Annotated in this window: 15 protein-coding genes and 1 tRNA gene; 9 read left to right on the top strand and 7 right to left on the bottom strand. The window is 67.7% G+C overall.

Translation table 11 applies throughout. The annotated features are described in order from the left end of the window. Position 1: 1 nt before the first annotated feature. On the bottom strand, positions 2 to 469 hold the full coding sequence (locus tag NA11_RS01095; protein WP_069159795.1) for a MarR family winged helix-turn-helix transcriptional regulator: 468 nt from the start codon (positions 467 to 469) through the stop codon (positions 2 to 4). A gap of 63 nt (positions 470 to 532) precedes the next feature. Here NA11_RS01095 and NA11_RS01090 point away from each other — a divergent pair, with 63 nt between their 5' ends. Both NA11_RS01090 and NA11_RS01085 read left to right on the top strand, forming a co-directional pair. Then, positions 533 to 1510: a pirin family protein gene (locus NA11_RS01090; protein WP_069159913.1), complete on the top strand. Its 978-nt coding sequence runs from the start codon at positions 533 to 535 to the stop codon at positions 1508 to 1510. Between the two features lie 134 nt (positions 1511 to 1644). After that, positions 1645 to 1938: an excalibur calcium-binding domain-containing protein gene (locus NA11_RS01085; protein ID WP_069159794.1), complete on the top strand. Its 294-nt coding sequence runs from the start codon at positions 1645 to 1647 to the stop codon at positions 1936 to 1938. A gap of 62 nt (positions 1939 to 2000) precedes the next feature. On the opposite strand, the gene NA11_RS01080 is transcribed toward NA11_RS01085, so the two are convergent. After that, the gene (locus NA11_RS01080) at positions 2001 to 2222 is read right to left on the bottom strand and encodes a DUF3618 domain-containing protein (protein ID WP_069159793.1); all 222 of its coding nucleotides are present in this window, start codon (positions 2220 to 2222) and stop codon (positions 2001 to 2003) included. 235 nt (positions 2223 to 2457) lie between these two features. On the opposite strand from NA11_RS01080, the gene bcp reads away from it, so the two are divergent. From bcp to NA11_RS01065, 3 genes are all read left to right on the top strand, one after another. Then, complete coding sequence (gene bcp / locus NA11_RS01075) at positions 2458 to 2931, top strand: thioredoxin-dependent thiol peroxidase (RefSeq protein ID WP_141717314.1); 474 nt, start codon at positions 2458 to 2460, stop codon at positions 2929 to 2931. An 89-nt stretch (positions 2932 to 3020) separates the two neighbouring features. Further along, positions 3021 to 3716 carry a helix-turn-helix domain-containing protein gene (locus tag NA11_RS01070; RefSeq protein WP_069159792.1) on the top strand — a complete coding sequence of 232 codons (696 nt, stop codon included), beginning with the start codon at positions 3021 to 3023 and terminating at the stop codon, positions 3714 to 3716. Positions 3717 to 3780: 64 nt separating this feature from the next. Beyond that, positions 3781 to 4500: a hypothetical protein gene (locus NA11_RS01065; protein ID WP_245745642.1), complete on the top strand. Its 720-nt coding sequence runs from the start codon at positions 3781 to 3783 to the stop codon at positions 4498 to 4500. A 523-nt stretch (positions 4501 to 5023) separates the two neighbouring features. Here NA11_RS01065 and NA11_RS01055 read toward each other — a convergent pair. Further along, positions 5024 to 5770 (bottom strand): TetR/AcrR family transcriptional regulator, encoded by a 747-nt coding sequence (locus NA11_RS01055; RefSeq protein ID WP_069159790.1) that lies wholly within the window; start codon positions 5768 to 5770, stop codon positions 5024 to 5026. Positions 5771 to 5869: 99 nt separating this feature from the next. On the opposite strand from NA11_RS01055, the gene NA11_RS01050 reads away from it, so the two are divergent. After that, positions 5870 to 6826 carry an ABC transporter ATP-binding protein gene (locus tag NA11_RS01050; RefSeq protein ID WP_069159789.1) on the top strand — a complete coding sequence of 319 codons (957 nt, stop codon included), beginning with the start codon at positions 5870 to 5872 and terminating at the stop codon, positions 6824 to 6826. A 68-nt stretch (positions 6827 to 6894) separates the two neighbouring features. Beyond that, the gene (locus NA11_RS01045; RefSeq protein WP_069159910.1) at positions 6895 to 7623 is read left to right on the top strand and encodes an ABC transporter permease; all 729 of its coding nucleotides are present in this window, start codon (positions 6895 to 6897) and stop codon (positions 7621 to 7623) included. Between the two features lie 67 nt (positions 7624 to 7690). Here NA11_RS01045 and NA11_RS01040 read toward each other — a convergent pair whose 3' ends face one another. Further along, the gene (locus NA11_RS01040) at positions 7691 to 8983 is read right to left on the bottom strand and encodes a hypothetical protein (RefSeq protein ID WP_141717313.1); all 1293 of its coding nucleotides are present in this window, start codon (positions 8981 to 8983) and stop codon (positions 7691 to 7693) included. 236 nt (positions 8984 to 9219) lie between these two features. Between NA11_RS01040 and NA11_RS01035 the strand changes: the two genes are divergently transcribed. Continuing rightward, a complete protein-coding gene (locus NA11_RS01035; protein ID WP_226887505.1) occupies positions 9220 to 9840 on the top strand; it encodes a TetR/AcrR family transcriptional regulator in 621 nt (206 codons plus the stop codon). Positions 9841 to 9844: 4 nt separating this feature from the next. On the opposite strand, the gene NA11_RS01030 is transcribed toward NA11_RS01035, so the two are convergent. The 3 genes from NA11_RS01030 to NA11_RS01020 form a co-directional block, all read right to left on the bottom strand. Continuing rightward, positions 9845 to 10660, bottom strand: a complete 816-nt coding sequence (locus NA11_RS01030) for an alpha/beta fold hydrolase (protein WP_069159787.1) — start codon at positions 10658 to 10660, stop codon at positions 9845 to 9847. Between the two features lie 270 nt (positions 10661 to 10930). Then, positions 10931 to 11368: a holo-ACP synthase AcpS gene (gene acpS, locus NA11_RS01025; RefSeq protein WP_069159786.1), complete on the bottom strand. Its 438-nt coding sequence runs from the start codon at positions 11366 to 11368 to the stop codon at positions 10931 to 10933. Between the two features lie 10 nt (positions 11369 to 11378). Continuing rightward, positions 11379 to 20744, bottom strand: a complete 9366-nt coding sequence (locus tag NA11_RS01020) for a type I polyketide synthase (RefSeq protein WP_069159785.1) — start codon at positions 20742 to 20744, stop codon at positions 11379 to 11381. 387 nt (positions 20745 to 21131) lie between these two features. Here NA11_RS01020 and NA11_RS01015 point away from each other — a divergent pair. Further along, positions 21132 to 21213, top strand: a tRNA-Leu gene (locus NA11_RS01015). Positions 21214 to 21671: the final 458 nt, after the last annotated feature.

Genomic DNA, 21671 nt, shown 5'->3' with positions numbered 1-21671 from the left:
CTCAGACGTCGATCGCGGTGCGGCTCGAGTTCTCCACCGCGGCAACGACTTTGTCGGATAGTGCCCGCATCGCGCGCGCCTCGGCAGGGGTGACGCGATCGATGAACACCTCGCGCACCAACTGCACGTGATTGGGCGCGGCCCGTTCGAGCAGGCTACGGCCCGCCGCGGTCAACTGGACAAGCACGCCGCGCGCGTCCTCGGCGACCGGCTGCCGGTCGACCAGCCCGCGCGCGTCCATCCTGGCCAGATGCTTGGACAACCGGCTCTTCTCCCAGCACACCTCGGCGGCCAGGTCCTTCGCCCGCAAACAATCCCCTGGCGCCGCCGACAATGCGACCATCAGTTCGTAGTCCGCCGCCGACAACCCGTCACTCGTCAATCCGGCCGCGAGCGCCGCATCCAATCGCTGCCGCATCCGCACATACGCCAGCCAGGTCGCCTGCTCCTCGTCACTCAGCCACTCCATGGGAATGAAGTCTAACCGCCTTTGGTTGACATGGACACCAACTCCCCTCCCCAGGAGGTCACGATGCCCGCCATCACCGTCCCCGACATCATGGTCCTGCCGCGCCTGCCCAAGCCGACCGAGGGCATGCGCAACCGCACGGTCCACACCATCGTCAACGCGCCGAAACAGCGCGAAGGCGCGGGCTTCGAAGTGCGCAGGCCGTTCCCGAGCCTGGACCTGCGCACCGCCGACCCCTTCATCCTGCTCGACCAGATGGGCCCGGTCGCCTACGAGCCGCACGAGGCCAAAGGCGCACCGTGGCACCCGCATCGGGGATTCGAAACCGTCACCTACGTGCTGGACGGAACTCTCGTACACCACGACTCCAACGGTGGCGGCGGCGTGATCAGCGAAGGCGACACCCAGTGGATGACCGCGGGTTCCGGCATCCTGCACGATGAGCTGCCCGCCGAGCAATTGGTCATGACCGGCGGCTGGTTCCACGGCATCCAACTGTGGGTAAATCTGCCGCGCGCACTGAAATTCGCCACCCCGCAGTACCAGGACCTGCGCGGTAGCGAACTGACGCTGGTCAGCTCGCACGACGGCGGCGCACTGGTCCGGCTGATCGCGGGTTCGGTCGGCGGCTTCGACGGACCAGGCTCCACCCACACGCCGATCGCCTACGCGCATGCGTCGATCAGCCCCGGTGGGCAGCTGGAAACCCCATGGCCGCAACATTTCACGGCAATGGCGTACGTGCTGTCCGGTTCCGGCACGGTCGGCGTCGATCGTCGGCCGGTCCGCGAGGGACAGCTGGCGGTATTCGGACCAGGCGCCGCGCTCACCATGAGTGCCGATGCGCTGCAACATAATCGGACCGGTGATCTGGAAATGTTGTTGCTCGGCGGGCAGCCGATCCGGGAACCCGTTGTCCAATACGGCCCGTTCGTGATGAACACGCGCGCCGAAATAATTCAGGCAATGGACGACTACCAGGCAGGACGGATGGGAAACATCCCGGCCGAGCACCTGGCGGGCCACCGATTGGGCGAATGAATCGCCGCCAGGCACCGATCCCCTAATGCCCTAGTTCTCGGGTGACGCAGTTGACAAGAGGGCGAGCCGTCACAACAGTGGATGCGGCGTCCGGTCGGACGCCTATCCACCGCAGCAACTATCTAGAGGAATACATGAACGTTCGCCGGCTCACCCTCAGCTTTGCCGTCGCGGGACTGACCCTCCTAGCGGCGCCGGCCGCGCTGGCCCAGCCCTCAGGTTCCGCAGGAACCGGCTCGTCCGCCGTCGACACCGGCTCGGCCGCAACCGGATCGGCCGGTCTGACCCAGACCGGTTCGGCAGGCGGCGCCTTCGCCAACTGTGACGCCGCCAGGAATGCCGGGCGGGCACCGCTTTTTCGGGGCGAACCGGGCTACGGCCCGCACCTGGACCCAGACGGCGACGGGTTCGCCTGCCCCACGGTCTGACCGCCGTAAAAACAGAACACCCGGTGTGATCGCACACCGGGTGTTCTGCTGTTTGCGCTAGCTCAGCGGAAGATCTTGAGCAGGATCAGCCCGAACACCAGCGCGGCCGCGCCGATCAGGCTGTACTTCACCTTCGGCTCGTTCAACTTCCGCAGCACGATCTGCTTGCTGTCGCTCGCGATCCGCTGCGGATCGGCGCGCACCGCGAGTTCGTCGAGCGTGCTCGCCAGCTGTGTGCGCGCGGCCTCGATCTCCTGCTCGATCCGCTCGGTATCCCTTGCCACGTTCAGGCCTCCTGTATTTGATGTGCCGCGCCCAGGGCTCGAATCGCGGTGCGTCCTCGGCCTTCGCACGGTCACCCTCAGCTCCCGGACGAGTCTATCGGTCCACGCGAAGTAGTCCGGCGAGCTGTCCGTCCACACAGTGATCCGGTGCCGGATTCGAGGCCTGCCTGTCGGTCCACACAGTGTCGTTCCGTCCGTGCGCACCATGTCCGAGCCTTCGGTTACCGTGCAGGACGTGACCGATACCCAACGACTCTCCCCGGGTGACACCGCCCCCGACTTCACGCTCCCGGACGCCGACGGCAAGGACGTCTCGCTCGCCGACTACCGCGGCCGCAAGGTGATCGTTTACTTCTACCCCGCCGCGAGCACCCCCGGCTGCACCAAACAGGCCTGCGACTTCCGCGACAACCTCGCCGAGCTCGACGGTGCAGGAATCGACGTGCTCGGCATCTCGCCGGACAAGCCAGCCAAGCTCGCCAAGTTCCGCGACGCCGAGAAGCTGACCTTCCCGCTGCTCTCGGACCCGGATCGGACCGTGCTCACCGCATGGGGCGCGTTCGGCGAGAAAACCATGTACGGCAAAACCGTCACCGGCGTCATCCGCTCCACCTTCCTCGTCGACGAAACCGGCAAAATCGAGGTCGCCCAATACAACGTCCGAGCCACCGGCCACGTAGCCAAACTCCGCCGCGACCTGTCGGTATAGTCGCGGCAGAGGCCGGGAACAGCTCGCCACAATTTAGCCACTGAGCATTATCTATTTACACATATAGTCGCTTGAGAGACTATATGTGTATGAGTGAGATGACGACAGCGCAGGCTGCCGAGCTGCTGGAAGTCACGCCCCGGCAGGTTGCGCGCATGGCATCCGCCGGTCAACTCGACGTAGTTCGACGTGTCGGGCGGACACTGCTGGTCGACGCGAGCTCGGTCCATCGGCTCGTTCGGCAGCGCAGACACCCGGGACGGATATGGACTCAGCGCATGGCATGGGCCGCGCTGACATTGCTGTCCGGTTCCGATCCCGCGTGGGTGTCGCCTGCCGAACGGACCCGACTCACCCATCGGCTTCGCAGGATGGATGCGGACGAGCTGGCGCACCTCACGGACAACCGCGCTACCACCCATCGCTTCCGGGGCGACCCGGTCGCGGTGCACAACCTACGAGCCGATGTCGCATTGACTGGAGCATCCGCGACCCGGCATCCGTACTGGCAACGCCTCGAATTGACGTCCGAGACAACCGGAGTCGATGGCTATGTGCCGGCAACGGAGCTGGCGGCCCTGGTCGACCATTTCGACCTGATTCCCGACCCCGCAGGCGAGATAGTCCTCCGCGCAACAACTTTCGAAGAAGCATTCGTCGGCGGCGGTGCCCCATGGGCGGCTGTCGCCGTCGATCTGACCGAGTCGCTCAACACTCGTGAGCACCGGGCCGGCCACCACGAACTCACCACTCTGCTCGAGGGAATACATCACCGTGACCGATAGTCACCGCCGAATCCGCTGGCAGATACCAACACCGGTCGGAGGTTGGGGCCCACCGTGGCCTCAGGTGGCCGAACTTGTCTCGATTTTCCCCGGCCATCTCTGGACATTGGTCGGTGGCCTGATGATCCAGATCCACGCCGTACATGCCGACCTGCCGATCAACAGGGCGACGATCGACATCGACATGGTCCTGCACATCGAGACTGGCGCAACGACATTCGGCCAGGCCCGATATGCCTTGGAGTCGGTCGGCTATCAGCTTTGCATTCCGACCGAACGCGATGCTCCTGTGCACCGATTCCTTCGCGGACCTCAGCAGATCGATGTCATGATTGCCGACCATCTGGCGCCGAGTCACCGCCCTACCGTGGCAGGACATGAAGTTTTTCGCATTCCCGCCGGAACTTCAGCACTCCGTAAAACCGTCAACTGCGATATCGAGGTATCCGAAGGGCGCATCATCACCGTGAGTGTGCCCAACGTCCTCGGCGCACTGGTACTCAAAGGTGCTGCCTACCTGGAGGATTCACGTGACCGTGACCGCCATCTCGACGATGCGGCCGTGCTGGCTTGTGCGATCGCCAATCCACGCGCGTATGCCGAGGAAATGTCTGGCAGCGACTTCCGGCGAGTACAAACTCTCGCGACCCGGTTGAACAACCCGGTGCATAGATCATGGTTGGCTATACCGCCAGAATTGCGCCAGCGAGCCCAGGATGCACTGGCAGCGACCGTCCGCACCCCGTACACGCAACGACCCGTGCGGCGGCTCGGCGAGACGTGATATCTAGCGCGAGCCGTCGACCGCTGCAACATCGCCGGAAGCGGTTGTCCCACTGGTGGATATGATGCCGGACGAAGGGGGGTTGGTGGGCCCAAGGGATCGGGGGCGCTGCAATATCTGTCTGGTCTGGATGGTGTCGTCGTCGTTGACTGTTCTCGGTCGGGATCTATGGATCGAAAAGGACAGGGATTATGCGTATTCGACGTGCGATGGCGGGGGTGCTGGTGGCTGGTGCCTGCGTGATGGCGACAGTGGGCGCACCGATCGCGATGGCCGACAACACCATTGAGGTTGGTGAGCGGGGAACGGGCAGTAGCGAGCAGGGGACAGGGAGCTCGACGAAAGGGCTGCTTTGCTTGTTGCACAACCTCACTACCGGCTTTGCGCCGAGCCCGGAGCTCTGCGGAACCTGGTAAACCATCGGAGGGTGAGACCGCGCTCGTTGTCGCTGTATCGACGAGCGCGGTTCACGTTGTCGAGGGGCATCCAGTCCATGTCGCCGAATTGCCCTGGACCAGTCGATCTAGGACCGCTGGTCGAAGGAGCGGATGAAGGTTTCGTAGCCGTCGAGGAGACGGTCGAGTCCGAAGCGGAGATCGGCGTCCCATTCTTCGATGTCGTCCTCGAAGGCTTCGTCGAAGGCCTGTGCGTTGAGGGCCTGCGTCAATGCCGGGAAGCGCTGCGGGTCAAGTACTCGGCTCAGCAGAGCCGGGAACTCGTCGTTGTCGTCGTCGACGGCCATCTCGCGGCCCACCCGCATGCGGCCGATCATGTAGAGCGAAACATTCATCACCAGCTGCAGTTTGATTGATTCCGGCACTGCGGTGTCGGCGAACATGGCGAGACCGCGATCGAGCCACGCCATGTTGTACGGCCCCATCGGCGGCGTGGACAGCGGCAGGTCGAGGAACCACGGGTGCCGTCGGATCGATTGGGAGACCGCCCACGCCCACGCCTCGATCCCGGCCCGCCACTCGCCGCCGACCGGCAGTTCGGGCGGCAGGCCGATCGCGCGATCCGACACCAGCGCAAGCAGCGTGTCCTTGCTGTCCACGTACCGGTAGAGCGACATGGTGGTGAAGCCGAGATGTTTGGCGACCCGGCTCATCGAGAGTGCCGCTGCCCCTTCGGCATCGGCCACTTCGATCGCCGCGTCGATCACCTGATCCAGACTCAGCCCGCGCTTGGGTCCGCGGGTTCCCGGCTCGTCCAGACCCCACATCAGCGCGAAAGCCTTGGCCAGCGGCCCATCGGCGTCCGGCGTTTCCATCGGGTCGCCCCTTCCTCTCGATGCCTCTTCCCTCTCGGCAAAAACTGCGTACTATATAAACCAAGTTTAAGGCATACACAGTTTCTCACCGAGGACACCATGACACTCCCATCCAACCCCGCCGTCAGTATCAGCGGGCTGACCAAAGCCTTCGGCGACAAGACCGTGCTGGCCGGCGTTGACCTCGAGGTCGCACCGGGAACGGTCTTCTCGTTGCTCGGCCCCAACGGCGCGGGCAAAACCACGATCGTGCGCATCCTCGCCACCCTGACCAGCGCGGACAGCGGCGAGATCCGCATCGCCGGGCACGATCTGGCGCACGAGGCCGACGCTGTCCGCCGCCTCATCGGAGTCACCGGCCAGTACTCGGCGGTCGACGACGTGCTGACCGGCGCCGAAAATCTCCGGCTGATGGGACGGCTCCTGCACCTGCCCAAGCCGGAGGCTCAGCGCCGAACCGCCCGTCTCCTGGCACAATTCGACCTCACCGACGCGGCGGATGCCCGCGTCGCGACCTATTCGGGCGGCATGCGCCGCCGCCTCGACCTGGCCATGAGCCTGATGGGCGACCCGAGCATCATCTTCCTCGACGAACCGACCACCGGCCTCGACCCGCGCAGCCGCCGCGAGCTGTGGCAGGTGATCCGGAACCTGGTCGCGGACGGCGTGACGATCTTCCTCACCACCCAGTATCTCGAGGAAGCCGACCAGCTCGCCGATCGAATCGCGGTGCTGCACAACGGAAAGATCGTCGCCGACGGCACGCCGGACGACCTGAAACGGCTCGCGCCCGGCGGTCATATCCAACTCCGGTTCGCCGATCGGCACGGCCTGGCCGCCGCCGCGCAGGCGGTGCCCGACGCCACGATCGACGTCGAGCAGTTGCTGCTGCAGATCCCGTCCGACGGCAGTGTCGGCACCGTCAAACACCTGCTGGATCGGTTCGAGGATCAGGCGATCGCGATCGACGACCTCGCCATCCACACCCCCGACCTCGATGACGTGTTCTTCGCGCTCACCGGGCACCCCACCACCGAGAAAGTAGCGGCACAGTGACGATTTCCACCAGGCAGGCCGTCGATCCGCTTGCCGCGCTGACCCGTTCCGCGCAGGACTCGGCCACCATGTTGAGCCGCAACCTGCGGCACACCCTGCGCAGTCCGGACACGGTGATCATGACCATCGCGGTGCCGATCATGATCCTGCTGATGTTCACCTACGTATTCGGCGGCGCGATGAACGTCGGCGGCAAGTACATCGACTACGTCGTGCCTGGCATCATCCTGCTGTGTGCCGGATTCGGTTCGGCGACAACGGCGGTCAGCCTGTCCACCGATCTCTCCAACGGCATCATCGATCGTTTCCGCACCATGGCGGTCGCTCGCTCGTCGGTGCTGACCGGGCATGTGGCCGAAAGCCTGCTGCGCAATCTGATCACCACCACCTTGGTGATCTTGGTTGCGCTCGTGACGGGCTTCCGGCCGACCGGCGACCCGCTGTGCTGGCTGGCCGCCTATGGCGTCATCGCGCTGTTCGTGCTCGCGCTGTCCTGGCTGGCGGCCGCGCTCGGATTGCTGGCGAAGAATCCGGAAGCCGCCAACGCCGTCACTTTCTTCTTCATGTTCCTGCCGTACGTGAGCAGCGCCTTCGTGCCGCCGCATTCGATGCCTGCCGCCCTGCACTGGTTCGCCGAGAACCAGCCGGTGACTCCGGTGATCGAGACATTGCGCGGACTGCTCATGGGCACCCCGATCGGCAACAGCGCGTTGCTTGCCGTGCTCTGGTGCGCGGGCATCGCCGCGGTGGGTTATCTCGCGGCCGGAGTGCTGTACCGGCGCAAGACAACTCACTGATCGACCACGAGGCCCGGCACCGAAGGGGGGTGCCGGGCCTCGTGGTTGTCCGTGGACGAACCGTGCGTTATGTGGGCATCAACTGCTGAGCCGCCCACTGCACCATCATCCGGAAGTGGTTGTCCCACCAGGTGTACGACTCCGGGGTGAACGCTTCCGGCGGCGGCTTCTCGCCGGGGAACAGCAACGACCCGTTCGGCGCGCCGACCTTGGTGGTCGGCGCAGGAAGGCCGGAGCCGGAAAACAGTGGCGCCGCCGCGTTCGTCTCGGCGTCCCGTGCCGGCTCGGCGGGCACCAGCGCCTCCGGCTGCTCCTGCGGGCTGATGCCCCACCGCTGGGCCGTGTACTGCGGCCCGACGTCGAGCGGATCGTCGATGGTGACGATCGTCAGATCCGGCACGGTGGGCCCGTGGATCGGGGCCCTACGGTCCGACACCGCACCATCGGCGCCGTTGCGACCCTCACCCGGCTTGCCCGCGCCACCGGTCTCGCTGCGGACCACCTTGGCGTCAGCGGTCACGTTGGCGTCCCTGACGACGGTGCCGGGTACCCGCGCCGAACCACCGGCCACGTAGACCCCACCGACGACCAAACCACCCGCGAGCACGCTGGCCGCCGCGAAAACCGCAGTACCACCTCGCACTCGCCGCACCCGCTCCTCCGGCTCACCGACCCCGGCCACGTCGGCCATGGCGTACAGCGCGGCACCGGCCGCCGCACCGGCGGCCGCGGTCTTGCTGGGGATCACCGGCGCGCCGAAGCCGTCGACGGCCGCGACCACCGCGGGTTTGTTCGCGGCCGACCCGATCAGCACCACGGCGTCCGGCCGGACCGCCGCGGCCTCGAACTGGTCCCATGCCGCCGTCACCGCGGCACCGAGCGACTCCGCCGTCGCGCCGCCCGCCTGGCTGAGCGAGGCGAGGATCCGGCGACGGCCACGGTCGATCAGCGTGAATGCCTGATAACCGGGCACGATCTCGCAGATCAGCAGATCGTCGAATTCGTCGAGCCAGCTCATCACGCCTGCCACGCTGAGGTGCGCGGTCTTGGGCGAGACGAGCGAGGCGGTGTGCCACCGTCCGGACGCCAAGCGGGTGACGATCGCGCGGCGCTCGGCGGCGTCCCGGTAGGTGACCGCCGCACCCGCGATCTCGTGGTCGGGGCCGAGCTCGGCGGCGAGTTCATCCATCACCGTCTCGACCGCTTCCGCCACATCGGCCTTGGTGTCACCGTGCGTCTGCTGCACCCGATGCAGCAGCACGCGCTCGGGTAGCCTCGCGCCGGTATCGGCGAAAGCTACCGCGTGCACGGCGCCACGTTCGGTGGAGACGCCGAGAGTTACCACTGATCGAGCTACCACTGATCGCGCCTTCCTGGTCCTTTCGCGCGTCCGAAGCCACGCGCGCTCGGTATGTGTTCGGTGCCATATTCGATCCGGATGGGTAGTGAAATCGGACAGAAGCGGAACACGCAGATGCCGTGCGCGTGTCGCCTGCGTATCCATACCGTTAGCCTGGATATGTGGAACTACGCGCGGAGGCCAGGAAACAGCGGCTGGACCCTGCGTTGGAGCTGCAGGACGACCCACAGGAGCTCATGCCGCGGCGACGGCCGACGCAGGAACGCAGCAAACGAAAGTTCGACGCGCTTTTACAGGCGTCAAGGGAACTTCTCGTCGAGGTCGGGTTCGAATCGTTCACCTGTGAAGAGGTGGCGGCGCGAGCCGAGGTTCCCATCGGCACGCTCTATCAATTCTTCGCCAACAAATACGTCATCGTCTGCGAGCTGAATCGACAAGACCTCGTTGCCGTTTCGCGCGAGCTCGCCGACTTCCACGGCGAGATCCCTTCGCTGGACTGGCTGCGGCACATGAATCAGTTCGTCGATCACATGGCGAACCTCTGGATGACCGACCCGTCGCGGCGCGAAGTGTGGCTCGCCATGCAGTCCACCCCGTCGACACGCGCGACCGGCGCCATCCACGAGAAGGAGTTCGCGGAGGTCGTCGCGCAGATGCTGCGGCCGCTGACCCCGCGCACCCCGCGGGCGCGGCGCACCATGATGGCCGAGGTGCTGGTGCACGTCGTGTATTCGATGCTGAACTTCTCGGTGCAGGACGAGCAGAGCAATGCCGAGGCGGTCTCCGAGCTCAAGCGACTGATGGTCGCGTATCTGTTGGTCGCCGAGAAGGAATCACGCTCGGCCAGTCAGCGCTGAGGCGTCAGACGGCCGACTGCTGCACCGGGTGGGCCGGGGAGATCCCGTCCCGGATCGTGTCGACGATCAGCTGCGGGGCGTCCCACATGGGCACGTGGCCGCACCCGGGCAGGATGATTTTCCTGGCCTGTGCGGGCAGTTCCGGGTAGTGCTTGCTGCGCGGCGGGACCATCCGGTCGATGGCGCCGAACGCGATGGTCACCGGCACGGTGATCGCCTGCCCGCCTTGGAAACTCATGGACTTTGCCACCTGAAGTGCGCGCCGCAGGGTCGGACCGGATCGGTCGAGATCGCGCGCTAGATCGATCGCCTCGGCCGGGCTCAACTGTTGCGGCTTGGCAACCACCGGCCACAAGGTCAACGCGCGCATCATCTTTCGGCCGAGCAGGGCGCCAGCCCTGGTCCTGGTGAGCCGTGCGCCGAGCAATCCGGTCCGGAATATCAACTGCAGCCGCAACGGCATTCCGTTGCGCCACAACCCCGCTGGCGAGAGAGCGACGACGGTGCTCGCGAGCCCGCGCTTCGCGGCCTCCAAGGCGACGAGCCCACCCAGGGAGTTGCCGACCAGATCCACCGGGCCGTTGATGCCGAGGCGGCGCAATTCGATGCCGAGTTCCTCGGTGAGCCAAGGGAGATCGACCTCGATGTCCGGTCCGGGCGCCGGGGTTTCCCCGTGCCCGGGAAAGTCGAGGGCGAGGACGCGCCGATCGACGCTCAGCTGGTCGAGCACCGGCAGCCAACAGCTTGCCGACGCACCGCCGCCGTGCAGCAGCACCAGGGGGCGCCCGGTGCCACGTTCGATGCGATTCCATCCGGTCATCGGCCAACTCCTCGATCGTTCGGTCGGGGGTGGGCGCAACCTTGCCGCACTCGGCGTGGAACACCGATGTTTGTCTAATTCTCTAAACGCACGACTAGGCCACGTTGCCCTGAAACCAGGATCACCCGGCAGAATGACTGAAGACTATGGAATCGTAGCCCAAGTTTTCTCGTGCCCTTTGTTGCTGATTCCAAATCTTGGGGCGTCCGTCGAGGTCATGACAATACTCGGCGCGTGCCCGGCAACCGCCGTGCACGCGCCGAGTCGAGGTCAGTCCTGCCCTTCGCGACCCGCGATGAGGTCGGCTAATTCACCTGGATCTTCCAGCACCACCATCGCGGCAGCGGTGTCGCCGTCGTGCGTGAGCGACAGGTGCACCCGAGCGCGGGGCAGGAACTCGGCGGCCAAGCCGTGCAGCTTGATGCTCGGCCTACCCCACGCGTCGTTGACCACTTCGATCAGCGGATACGGGTTGTCCCCGATCTGTGGGCGGCGGGCAAAGCGCGACGAGGCCCATGCCTTGATCACCGCTTCCTTCGCCGCCCACCGCACCGCGTAACTCCGTGCAGGGTCGGTCCCCTTGCTCTGACAGTAGCGCCGCTCACCTGCCGTGAAACTCTCGCGGAGCATCGTCGTTCCGGCACGTTCGAGCTGTTCGGCGAACTCGGAGATGGTCACCAAGTCCAAGCCGATACCGAGGATCGTCATACGCCGGAGCCTACGAGGTGCTCTGGTCGCCAGGGCGCGAACCATCCCCGGCGGCCAACATCCCGGCGCCACAACCGAACCCGTCCGCCCGATACTTGCCCTCGCCGTTGAGGCGCGCGTCGGTCGACAGCAGCACATCGGCTTCCAGCTGACGCGCCTGCTTGGCAGGCGTGCCGTCGCCACCGAGACGACGGTCCGCCGGACGCTCGTACAGCGGTGCCCCGCCGCACATGGCCTCGGTGAACCGCTGCCGCCCTGCCAGCTGACGCTGCTGCGCCCGTGCCTGGTAGTCCGCGCGCCGGGCCGGGTCGATCGCCTGGATGAACGCCTCCGGATGCACCACTGCGACAAGGCCGTTGACGTGGCCGAAGCCGAGCGAGGTCAGCAGGCCCGCCTTCAGCGCGAACCGCTCACCGAAGCGCAGCGTCTCCCGCGCCCACACCAGGTGCGGGTAGGCCTGCATCTTCTCGTCGACGCAGTCGAGGCTCCGATTCGGCGGCACCACACCGTTTTCCAGCACCTGGCACAGGCCGATCAGCTGGAACGCGGCCGCGCCGCCCTTGGCGTGCCCGGTCAGTGCCTTCTGCGAGATCACGAACAGCGGTGCGCCGTCGGAGCGTCCGATGGCCGAGGCGAGCCGCTCGTGCAGCTCGGACTCGTTCGGGTCGTTCGCCGCGGTGGACGTGTCGTGCTTGGACAGCACCGCGATCTCGTCCGGACCGACACCGAGCTTGCGCAGCTCGGCGGCGAACCGGGATTCGCGGCCGCCACGCCCCGCACCGAGCGCGCCGAGACCGGGCGCAGGGATGGAGGTGTGCACGCCGTCGGCGAAGGACTGCGCGAAGGCGACAACGCCGAGCACCGGCAGGCCCATCTCCACCGCAACGTCACCGCGAGCGAGCAGCACGGTGCCGCCACCCTGCGATTCCACGAAGCCGCCGCGGCGGCGATCGTTGGCGCGGGAGAAGTACCGGTCGCTGATGCCCTTGGCGCGCATGGCCGCCGAGTCCGCGGTGGCAGACATGTCGCCGAAGCCGACGATGCCTTCGATGCCGAGATCGTCGAAACCGCCTGCCACGACCACTTCGGCCTTGCCGAGGCGGATCTTGTCGACGCCCTCTTCCACCGACACCGCGGCGGTGGCGCACGCCGCCACCGGGTGCACCATCGCGCCGTAGCTGCCGACGTAGGACTGCACCACGTGCGCGAGCGCCACGTTCGGCAGCGCCTCCTGCAGGATGTCGTTCGGCCGCGACTCACCGAGCAGGTTGTCGACGTAGAGCGAGCGCATCGAGGACATGCCGCCCATGCCGGTGCCCTGGGTGTTGGCGACCAGGCTCGGGTGCACCCAGCTCATCAGCTCGGCCGGACTGAAGCCGGAGCTGATGAACGCGTCGACAGTGCAGACGACGTTCCAGAGCGCAACGCGGTCAACGGAATTCGCCATCTCGGCGGAGATGCCCCAGATGGTCGGATCCCAGCCGGTGGGGATCTGGCCGCCGACGGTGCGCGACAGCTTGGCCTTGCGCGGCACCCGAATCTCGGTGCCCGCCTTGCGAGTCACCACCCAGTCGGCCGAATCGGCGACCGGAACGATGACCGTGTGCTCGGGGTCGGCCTCGTGGAAGGCGCGGGCCTCGGCCTCGCCGCCGACCGTGAAGGTGAGGTCCTGGTCGAGGAACACCGACGTCATCAGCGGCGCGGTGTTGTCGATCATTGCGCCGTCGTCGCCGTAGCGGCGTACGCCGCAGCGGGCGACCACGGTGTCGTGGTACTTCTCGGCCAGCTCGTGTTCGGGTACGTAGTCACCGGATTCGGCGTCGTACCAGCCGGGCTTGGGGTCGTTCTCCCACGTGACCAGGCCGGTGGTCCAGGCGAGCTCGAGCACGCCCGCGGCCGAGAGCTCGTCGTCGACCTCCATCTCGAACCGGGTGCGCGCCGAGCCGTAGGGGCCGAGCTCGCCTGCACCGACGATCACCACCATGTCCGCGAGATCTGTGCTGACCGTGCCCCATTCGGGGACAGGAAGCACCGAGGACATGGTCGGCGGCGCGGGCAGCGCCGAAATCGTCACGCCGGCCTCAGCTGTCGCCTCGTCGGCCGCCGCCTGCTCCGCAGCCTGCTTGGCCAGCGCGGGCAGATCGAGCTTGGCACTGGCCAATCCGCCGGTCAGGTCGATCTGCTGCGGGCCTGCCAGGGTGACCTGGCGAGCGCGCGAGGTGCACCATTTGAGCAGCTCGTCGGCCATCTCGGCGGTGGACCAGGTCTGCACGCCTGCCTGCTCGACGGCCGCGACCATCGGGTCGTTGTGGCCCATCAGGCCGGTGCCGCGCACCCAGCCGATCAGCGCGTGCACCAACGTGACCCGGGTTGACCACGACTTCTCGGCCCGCCACTTGGTGACCACCGCGTCGAGGGCCGCCTTGGCTTCGCCGTAGGCGCCGTCGCCGCCGAAGAGGCCGCGGTTGGGCGAACCCGGCAGCACCACATGCAGTTTCGCGTCGACATCATGGTCGGCGCCGAGGATGGACAGGCCACCGATCAGCCGCTCGACCGACCAGAGCAGCACGCGCATTTCCATTTCCGCGCGGGCCCCCGCGTCGGAGAGGTCGCCTGCCACCCGCGGCGCCGCGAACGGCAGCAGCATGGTCGGCGTCATCGCGTCCTTGGTCTTGATCTTCGCGCCGCCCGCGTTGTCGACCTGTTCGGTGCCGACCCAGTCGATGAGCGCGTCGATGTCCTGGTAGGACGCCATGTTCGCGGGCACGATCCAGAGGGCGGCGCCGTGGCGGGCGTTGTCCCGGTACAGCTTCCGGTAGAAGCCGAGCCGCTCGTCGTCCAGGCGCGAGGTGGTGACCACCACGGTCGCGCCGCCGCCGAGCAGCCGCCCGGTGACCGCCGCCGCGATGGAACCCTTGCTGGCGCCGGTGATCACCGCGATGTCCGAGGACCACTGGCCCGGCTCCTCGGTGCTCGCCGCGGCAACGGCGATCTGCTCGTAGACGCCTGCCAGCACCGAGCGTGCCTCGTGCTTGGCCCGCTCGCGCCACCAGTTGGCCTGCGCGGCAACGGCTTCGCCCGCACCAACGTAGCCGCTCAGTGGCAGCTCCGCGGTCTCGGCGTCGTCGCCGAGCCACAGCCTGGCCAGGTCCTCGCGGGCGGTGGCCCAGCGGTCGTCGAGCAGGACGGCCTTGCGGGCGTCGAACGCGGGAGCGACCAAACGCGGCCAGTCCGAACCCAATTCGGCCGCGACCAGGTTGACGAGCGAGTCGTCGGTGGCCTCGGGTGCGGAGATCTGCTCGGTCAGGCCGAGCTGCTCGAGCACCACCCTTGCCGCCGTGGCGAGCACGCCGTCGCGGCCGGTGATCTGCTCGGTGAACTCGCCGAGCGCGGCAGCGTCGACGGTGCCACCGCCACCACCACCGGCCGAAGGCAGCGAGACCGCGACACCGCGACGGGCCGCGACGGCCTGCACGGCGGCGTCGATGGCCGCGTCGACCGAGGCGCCGTCGCTCAGTGCGCCGGAGACCAGCCCGCCGAGGTCGCCACCGCGGACGCTGGCGCCTTCGCGGGTGCCGAGGGAGACCTCGGCGATGACATGGCTGCCCCAACCGTCGCCGAGCTGCCACACCTTTGTGACACGCTCAGCGATGGCGGCCGGGCGCTTGCCCGACGGTCCGAACACCTTGCGCAGGTGATCGCCGATCGAATCGGAGAGCACCGAGCCGAACGGCTTGTAGGTGCGGGCCAGCCGCTCCACCGTGGCCGACAGCGCGCCCATGTCCGCGTCGGCGGCACCGTCGATGGCGCCGAGCGAGAGCTCGGAGCCGAGGTCGACGAGCAGCTGGTTGCGGCGCGAAGAGACACCGTCGCACAGGCCCTCGATGGTGTCGACCGGGCCGATCTGGTCCAGCCGCAGCTTGGTCCAGAGCGCGATGAGCACCCGGGTGGCGTCGGCGGCGGTGAACACGATGTCGTCCGGACGCGGGCCACCGGTCGGGGCTGCCGCCGGAGCAGCGGCCACCGGTGCGGCCTGCGGTGTGGCCGAAGCGGTTACGACGACCTCGTCGGCAGGCTCGTCGACCGGCGCGGGATCGGTGTCGGTGGCGTACACGACGCCTGCCTCGCGCTCGATGTTGAGCACCTCGACCGTCGCGCCGCTGAACGCGGGCAGCTTCAGTGTCTGGCTGGCCAGGTTCGCCACGGTCGGCGTTGCGCCCAAACCGATTTCGACGAACCGCTCCACCCCGAGGCCGCCGTGCGCGGCGTCGGTGAACAGCAGGTCCTGGGTCTCGATCCAGCGCACCGGGCTGGCGAACTGCCAGGCGAGCAGTTCGATCAGCACCACGCGGCACAGGTCGGCCGGACGGGCCGCCCACGACTCGAAGTCGTTGAGCACCTCGGCAAGTGGCTCCGAGGGCACCAGATCCGCGATCTCCTGGATGAATGCGCGCTCGAGCGAGAACGGGCGCGGCACCAGGTTCGGGATGTAGCGGCCGACCAGGATCTCCGGGTGCAGGTCCTCGGGCAGCAGCTGGGCGAGCTTGGTCCGGAACTCGGGAACACCCTTGCGCAGCACCGTCGAATGGAACGGCACGTCGATGCCGGGCACCAGGATGAACGCCCGCTTGCCGCCGAATTCGGCACGGCGCCGGTCGATCTCGGTCTCCAGTGCTTCCAGTCCGGCCACCGTGCCCGCGATCGCATACTGCGAGCCGCGCAGGTTCAGGTTGACGACCTCGAGGAACTCGCCGGTCTGCGCGCCGATGCCGGAGACGAAACCGATCACCTCGTCATCGGGCAGCCCGATCTGCGAGGGACGGATGGCGGCCATCCGATAGTTGCTGCGGCCCTGCGCATCACGCGGCACCAGCTCGTGCATCGCGGATCCACGCTGGAACACCACCTCGAGCACCGCCTCCAGCGGCAGCACCCCGGCGACCGCGGCGAGCGCGTTGTACTCACCGACCGAGTGCCCGGCCAGCATGGAGCCCTCGACGAAGGCGCCTGCCTCGCGCAGCTCGGCAACCTGAGCGACACCGAGCACCGCCATGGCGACCTGGGTGAACTGGGTCAGGTGCAGCACGCCGTCCGGGTGCCGGTGCTCGACACCGCGGGCCTTGAGGTAGGTCGGGTTGTCGCGGACAACGGCCAGGATGGAGAAGCCGAGCGCGGCCCTGGTGTGCTTGTCGGCGCGCTCCCAGATCGCCTTGGCGGCCTTCGAGCGGGTGCGCGCGTCCAGGCCCATGCCCTTGCGCTGGATGCCCTGGCCGGGGAACGCGTAGACGGTCCGCGGCGCGGCGGTGCGCCCGGTCGCGGTCATCACCAATTCGCCTGCGGCACGGCAGGATATCTCGACGATCTCGGCGCCCGCGTCGACCGCGATCCGCTCGACGCGCACGTCGATCTGCGCGCCGGGGCGAACCATGCCGAGGAACCGGGTGGTCCACGCCGTCACGGTCCGCGCGGGGACCGTACTCGACGGGTCGATCGCCGATACCGCGTGCTGCGCGGCGGCCGAGAGCCACATGCCGTGCACGATCGGGCTGCCGAGCCCGGCGAGCTTGGCGGCGGAATCGCTGGTGTGGATCGGGTTGTGGTCGCCGGAGACCGCGGCGAACGCGTGCATGGCGCGCGGCGCGATCATGGTGACATCGCGCCTGCGGCGGCGCGGGGTGTCGATGGCGGCCTCGGACACGGTGCCCGCCGCGCGCGGCGGATCGGTCAGCTCGCCCGCTCCGTTGCGGCCGCGGATGGCGAAACGCTCGACGAGCGTGGCGACCTTCGGCATGGACAGGCCGGTTTCCGGCTTGTCCAGCATGCCGGTGATCTGCACCCGCACCTCGACCACGCGGCCGAGATCGGTGTCGAGCGCCTCGCCCGCGGTCGCGCGCACCACCAGAACACTGGGGCTGGTCGGCAATTCGCCGGCCAGCTCGATCTGGTGGTCCAGGTGGACCAGGTCGAGCATGCCCTCGATGACGCCGACGCCGTCCGCGGCGCGTGCCTCGCCGAGCACCGCGAACACCGCGGGCCAGCAGGCGCCGACCAGGACGTCGGGCGCGGTGCGGCCGAGCGTGCTCAGCGCCGCGGGCAGGCCGGAACCGGTGACGCCTGCGTGATCGGCGATGAGGTCCGGGGTCCACGCGATGTTCAGGTGCGCGGTCCCGCCCTTCACCTCGGGCAGCGACTGCCCGGCGGCGACGGCGAGCAGCGCGGTCATCGACTCGTGTGCGTCGGCAACGGTGACGACGGGGGCGCCGCCGTTGAAGGTGGTGGTCGGCACGGTGATGCGGATGCGAACGACGTTGCTGCCCAACAGCGGGACAGTCAGCTCGACGTAGGCGTTGTCGGCGTCCGGGCCGGTGGTCTCGGTGAGCGTTGCCCCGCTCGGCGGGTGCACGGCGCCCTTGCCGTCCACGGTCCAGTCGGCGTGGTCGCCGAGCCGGTGCACCGGGTTGACGGTGGTGCGTCCGGCCCATTCGATGTCCGGCGCGGCAAGCACCGTGTCGATCGGGCCGGTGGTCACGCCTGCGACGCGTCGGGCGTCGACGGCCGCAGGCACGAGGCCGGCGCGCACCAACGAGTATGCGGTGTCCTGCTCGAAGCGGTCGAGCAGTTCGCCGACCGGCTCGTCGACGCGGGTGATGCCCGCGACGGCGACGGTGCCGGGGATGACGCAGACCTGATCGGCCGAGTAGCGCGGATCATGGGCCTGCCACAGCGAATCCGAGCGCCACCAGCGGCGCACATCGCCGTCGACGACAGGAACGAAGTTGACCGGCTTGCCGGGGGTCTTGCACAGCGAGACGAAGAACGGAACGTCGGCCGGGTGCAGCAGGGTGTGCTCGGCGGCCGGGTACTGCTCCTTCAGCGCGCACAGTGCGGCGACCGGGTTTTCGAACGCGGTGTCGTCGGCGAACAGCGTCGGGATCTCGCCGCGGTCGGCCGGGTGCAGGCGAGATTCGGTGCGGCGCATCATCTCCGCGAACCGGTCACGCCAGGTGATGTCGAGCCACACCGAGCGGGTGGCGTCGGCGATCGCCTCGCCGAGGTCGGTGCCGCAGTCGAAGTCCTTGCGGCGGTCGAGACCGACGGCCAGCTCGACGTAGCGCTCGAGCCAGTCCTGGTAGGTCATCGACGCCACATCGCCGAAATACGGCTTGGCCGTAGCGTTCATGGCCGCGATGATCTCCTCGCGGCGGGCCGCGACGGCGTCGGCGTCACCGGCGACCTCGTCGAGCAGGCGGCCGGTCCGCGAGGCGGCGTTGTCGATCTCGTGGATGTCGGCGCCCAATTGGCTGCGGCCCGATGCCATTCCGCCGGACGCGGTGCCCGCGCCGACCCAGTCGGGGGTGCCAGGGGTATCGACGAGCAGCTGCTTGACCTCGGGGGCGGTGGTCGCCTCCAGCGTGGCCATCGCCGCGGTGCCGACCAGCACACCGTCGAGCGGCATCACCGGGTACCCGAGCGCTGCGGCCCACTCACCGGTGAGGTATTCCGTTGCGCGCTCAGGGGTTCCGATGCCGCCGCCGACGCAGACCACCACGTTCGAGTGGTTGCGCAGTTCGGCGTAGGTCTCGATCAGCAGGTCGTCCAGGTCTTCCCAGGAGTGGTGCCCGCCTGCCTTGCCGCCCTCGATGTGCATGATCACCGGGTAGTCCGGCACCTCGGCGGCGATCCGCAGCACGGCCCGGATCTGGGCGACGGTGCCCGGCTTGAAGGCGACGTGTGAGATGCCGACCTCGGTGAGCTCACCGATCAACGCCACGGCCTCTTCGAGCTCCGGAATGCCCGCGGTGACAATGACTCCGTCGAACGGGGCGCCCGCGGTGCGGGACTTCTGCACCAGGCGCTTGCCGCCGAGCTGCAGCTTCCACAGGTAGGGGTCGAGGAACAGCGAGTTGAACTGGACCGCGCGGCCCGGCGCCAGCAGCGTCTTCAACTCGGCAACCCGGTCGGCGAAGATCTGCTCGGTCACCTGGCCGCCACCGGCCAGCTCCGCCCAGTGGCCCGCATTCGCCGCGGCCGCAACGATTTTCGCGTCAACGGTGGTCGGCGTCATACCGGCGAGCAGGATCGGCGAGCGTCCGGTGAGCCGGGTGAACGCGGTCTCCACCACGATCCGCCCGTTCGGCAACCGGACCGGGCGGGGTGCGAAGGTCTGCCACGGCGCTGCCGTCTCCGGTGCGGCGCCAGGGGTGAGCAGGCTGCGCTGCCCGGTCCTGGTCGCGGCGGCCACCATGCCGACGCCGGTGCCCTTGAGCGAGCCGCCGGTGACGCGGGACAGCAGATCGCCGGGGCCCATGTCCAGAATCCATTGCGCGCCAGCGGCAACGACGCCGTCGACAACCTCAACCCAGTCGATCGGATCGACCAGGATCTCCTGGGTGAGCGCGCCCGCCAGCGCCGCGTCAACGCCACACTGGTTCGCCCACGAGGTCACCAGGTCGACCGTGTCGGCCAGGGCCGGGTGGTGGAACGCGACGTCGACGAGAACATCCTCGAAGACCGGCGCGAAGATCGCGCCACCGCGCGCCTTGGCCTCGCGCTCGCGGGCCTGTTCGTCATGAATCCGGGCGCACGCCTGACGCACCCGCTCCAGCTGGGCGGGCGGGCCCGAGAGCACCGCGCGCCTGCGTCCGTTGCGGATCGAGACCACCGCGGCCGCGGCCGGGTCGACGCCATCGGACACCTCGGCGACGACGGCACGCAGCTGCTCGGGGTCAACGTTCGACACGGCGACCATCGGCGAACGCTCGCCGATCGGCATCAGTCCACGCCTGCGGGCCACCAAACCGGCCGCCGCGCCGATCAATTGGCCGATCGCCAGGATCTCGGCGTCGCGCTGCCCGCCGGACTCGACGGCCGTGGCCGCCAGCCTGCCCTGCGAGTGCCCCACAATCGCCACTGGCGCGTGCTCGGCCGCATCCAGACCCTGGAGCCGCAGCGCCCGCACCGCGGCCAGCTGCGAGAGCAGCACGCCGGGCATCGATACCGCCGCAGAGCGAAGCACCTGCGGGGACGGAGCCGCCGAGATCTCGCCCTGGTCGGTGTCGACCAGTTCGTCTTCCAGCATCCAGCCGATCGGGTCGAAGCCGACCGGCCTGACCACGAGCAGTTGGGCCGCAACGGGTTCGAGCAGCGCTTCCGCCTCGTTGACCAGTGCGGTCAGTTCGGGCTCCAGCGCGCTGTCACGGCCGATCTCTTCCAGTTCGTCGAGCCACTGGGCGCCCTGTCCGCCGAAGGCAAGCGCGTACGGGATGCCGCTCAGCAGTCGATCCAGCAGAGGCGCCCTGGTTCCGCCCGCTTGGGCGGATGCGACCACCTTCGCGCTCTGTCCGGTACCGGTCTCGGTGCTCTCGTTGATCGTCAAGTCGGTTCGACTTCCTTCTCCTGGCGACATGCCCGCCGAGGCACGTCGCTCCCTCCGGTGCGCAGGTGTTCCTCAGCGTTGGGGCCTGATAACGGCGAGGATTCCACAGAATCATGAGGAAATCCTCACGTTTGCTCGCCGCCTAAGGCTCTACCGCCGAGTATTTAGGTACGTGCGTACCAGAATTGCGGCGAACATGACCCTCCCTCATGTTTGAAGCCGCTGGTCTGCCCGGTTACTAACGCGTACGAAACATGAGCGCTCCTCATGTTGACAGTTATCAAATCGTTATAATCCCTGGTAGGGTTACTCGTCAGTACGCCACGCCCGCCCGGAGCTTCGCGAAGTCGGTCAAGCCCGGTAGAGTTTGCACGGTCGTACCATCACGCGCGAGTGGCGAAATTGGCAGACGCGCCAGATTTAGGTTCTGGTGTCCACGGACGTAGGGGTTCAAGTCCCCTCTCGCGCACCCACGGCGCCCCTCGGGGCGCCACCGCGGAACCCGCACCCGAGTGCTCGGGACTCACCCCGCAATACCGCACTGAACTGCAAAGACTCTTCGGAGCACGCTCCGCGGCCGCTCAGCGCTTACTTCCGTCCCGAATCAATGGGCCACGATCCGCCTTCCGGGCGACGATTCCGTAGACCCACTGATGGTCAGCGACGGACAGACTCGTCGCCTACCCACCGCCCCTACCCCGTTGGTAGCGCTCCCCTATGACCGCGACCACGTACCGGCGTGTCGCTCATCATCGATGCTCACCAATTCCCCATCCAGCACACCCCGAGCAGACTAGGATGATTGCCCAAAAATCGCCCACCGTCGGTTTCGCCCTCTATGTCCCGCTTCGAATAGTCCCCCGACCGTTCAGTTTCCTGATCGGGCCCGCGATCTCAGTCACGCTCCTGCCCCTACCAGTGAACTGT

The organism is Nocardia altamirensis NBRC 108246 (assembly GCF_001612685.1).
GTDB lineage: Bacteria > Actinomycetota > Actinomycetes > Mycobacteriales > Mycobacteriaceae > Nocardia > Nocardia altamirensis.
Note: the sequence above shows the minus strand (reverse complement) of the source record. Positions and strands in the feature narration are given on the sequence as shown.

Excerpts from the sequence above, each read along its gene's own strand:
- NA11_RS01095 (WP_069159795.1), bottom strand. The coding sequence starts at position 469 with ATGGAGTGGCTGAGTGACGAGGAGCAGGCGACCTGGCTGGCGTATGTG.
- NA11_RS01090 (WP_069159913.1), top strand. The coding sequence starts at position 533 with ATGCCCGCCATCACCGTCCCCGACATCATGGTCCTGCCGCGCCTGCCC.
- NA11_RS01085 (WP_069159794.1), top strand. The coding sequence starts at position 1,645 with ATGAACGTTCGCCGGCTCACCCTCAGCTTTGCCGTCGCGGGACTGACC.
- NA11_RS01070 (WP_069159792.1), top strand. The coding sequence starts at position 3,021 with ATGAGTGAGATGACGACAGCGCAGGCTGCCGAGCTGCTGGAAGTCACG.
- NA11_RS01055 (WP_069159790.1), bottom strand. The coding sequence starts at position 5,770 with ATGGAAACGCCGGACGCCGATGGGCCGCTGGCCAAGGCTTTCGCGCTG.
- NA11_RS01050 (WP_069159789.1), top strand. The coding sequence starts at position 5,870 with ATGACACTCCCATCCAACCCCGCCGTCAGTATCAGCGGGCTGACCAAA.
- NA11_RS01045 (WP_069159910.1), top strand. The coding sequence starts at position 6,895 with ATGTTGAGCCGCAACCTGCGGCACACCCTGCGCAGTCCGGACACGGTG.
- NA11_RS01035 (WP_226887505.1), top strand. The coding sequence starts at position 9,220 with ATGCCGCGGCGACGGCCGACGCAGGAACGCAGCAAACGAAAGTTCGAC.
- NA11_RS01030 (WP_069159787.1), bottom strand. The coding sequence starts at position 10,660 with ATGACCGGATGGAATCGCATCGAACGTGGCACCGGGCGCCCCCTGGTG.
- acpS (WP_069159786.1), bottom strand. The coding sequence starts at position 11,368 with ATGACGATCCTCGGTATCGGCTTGGACTTGGTGACCATCTCCGAGTTC.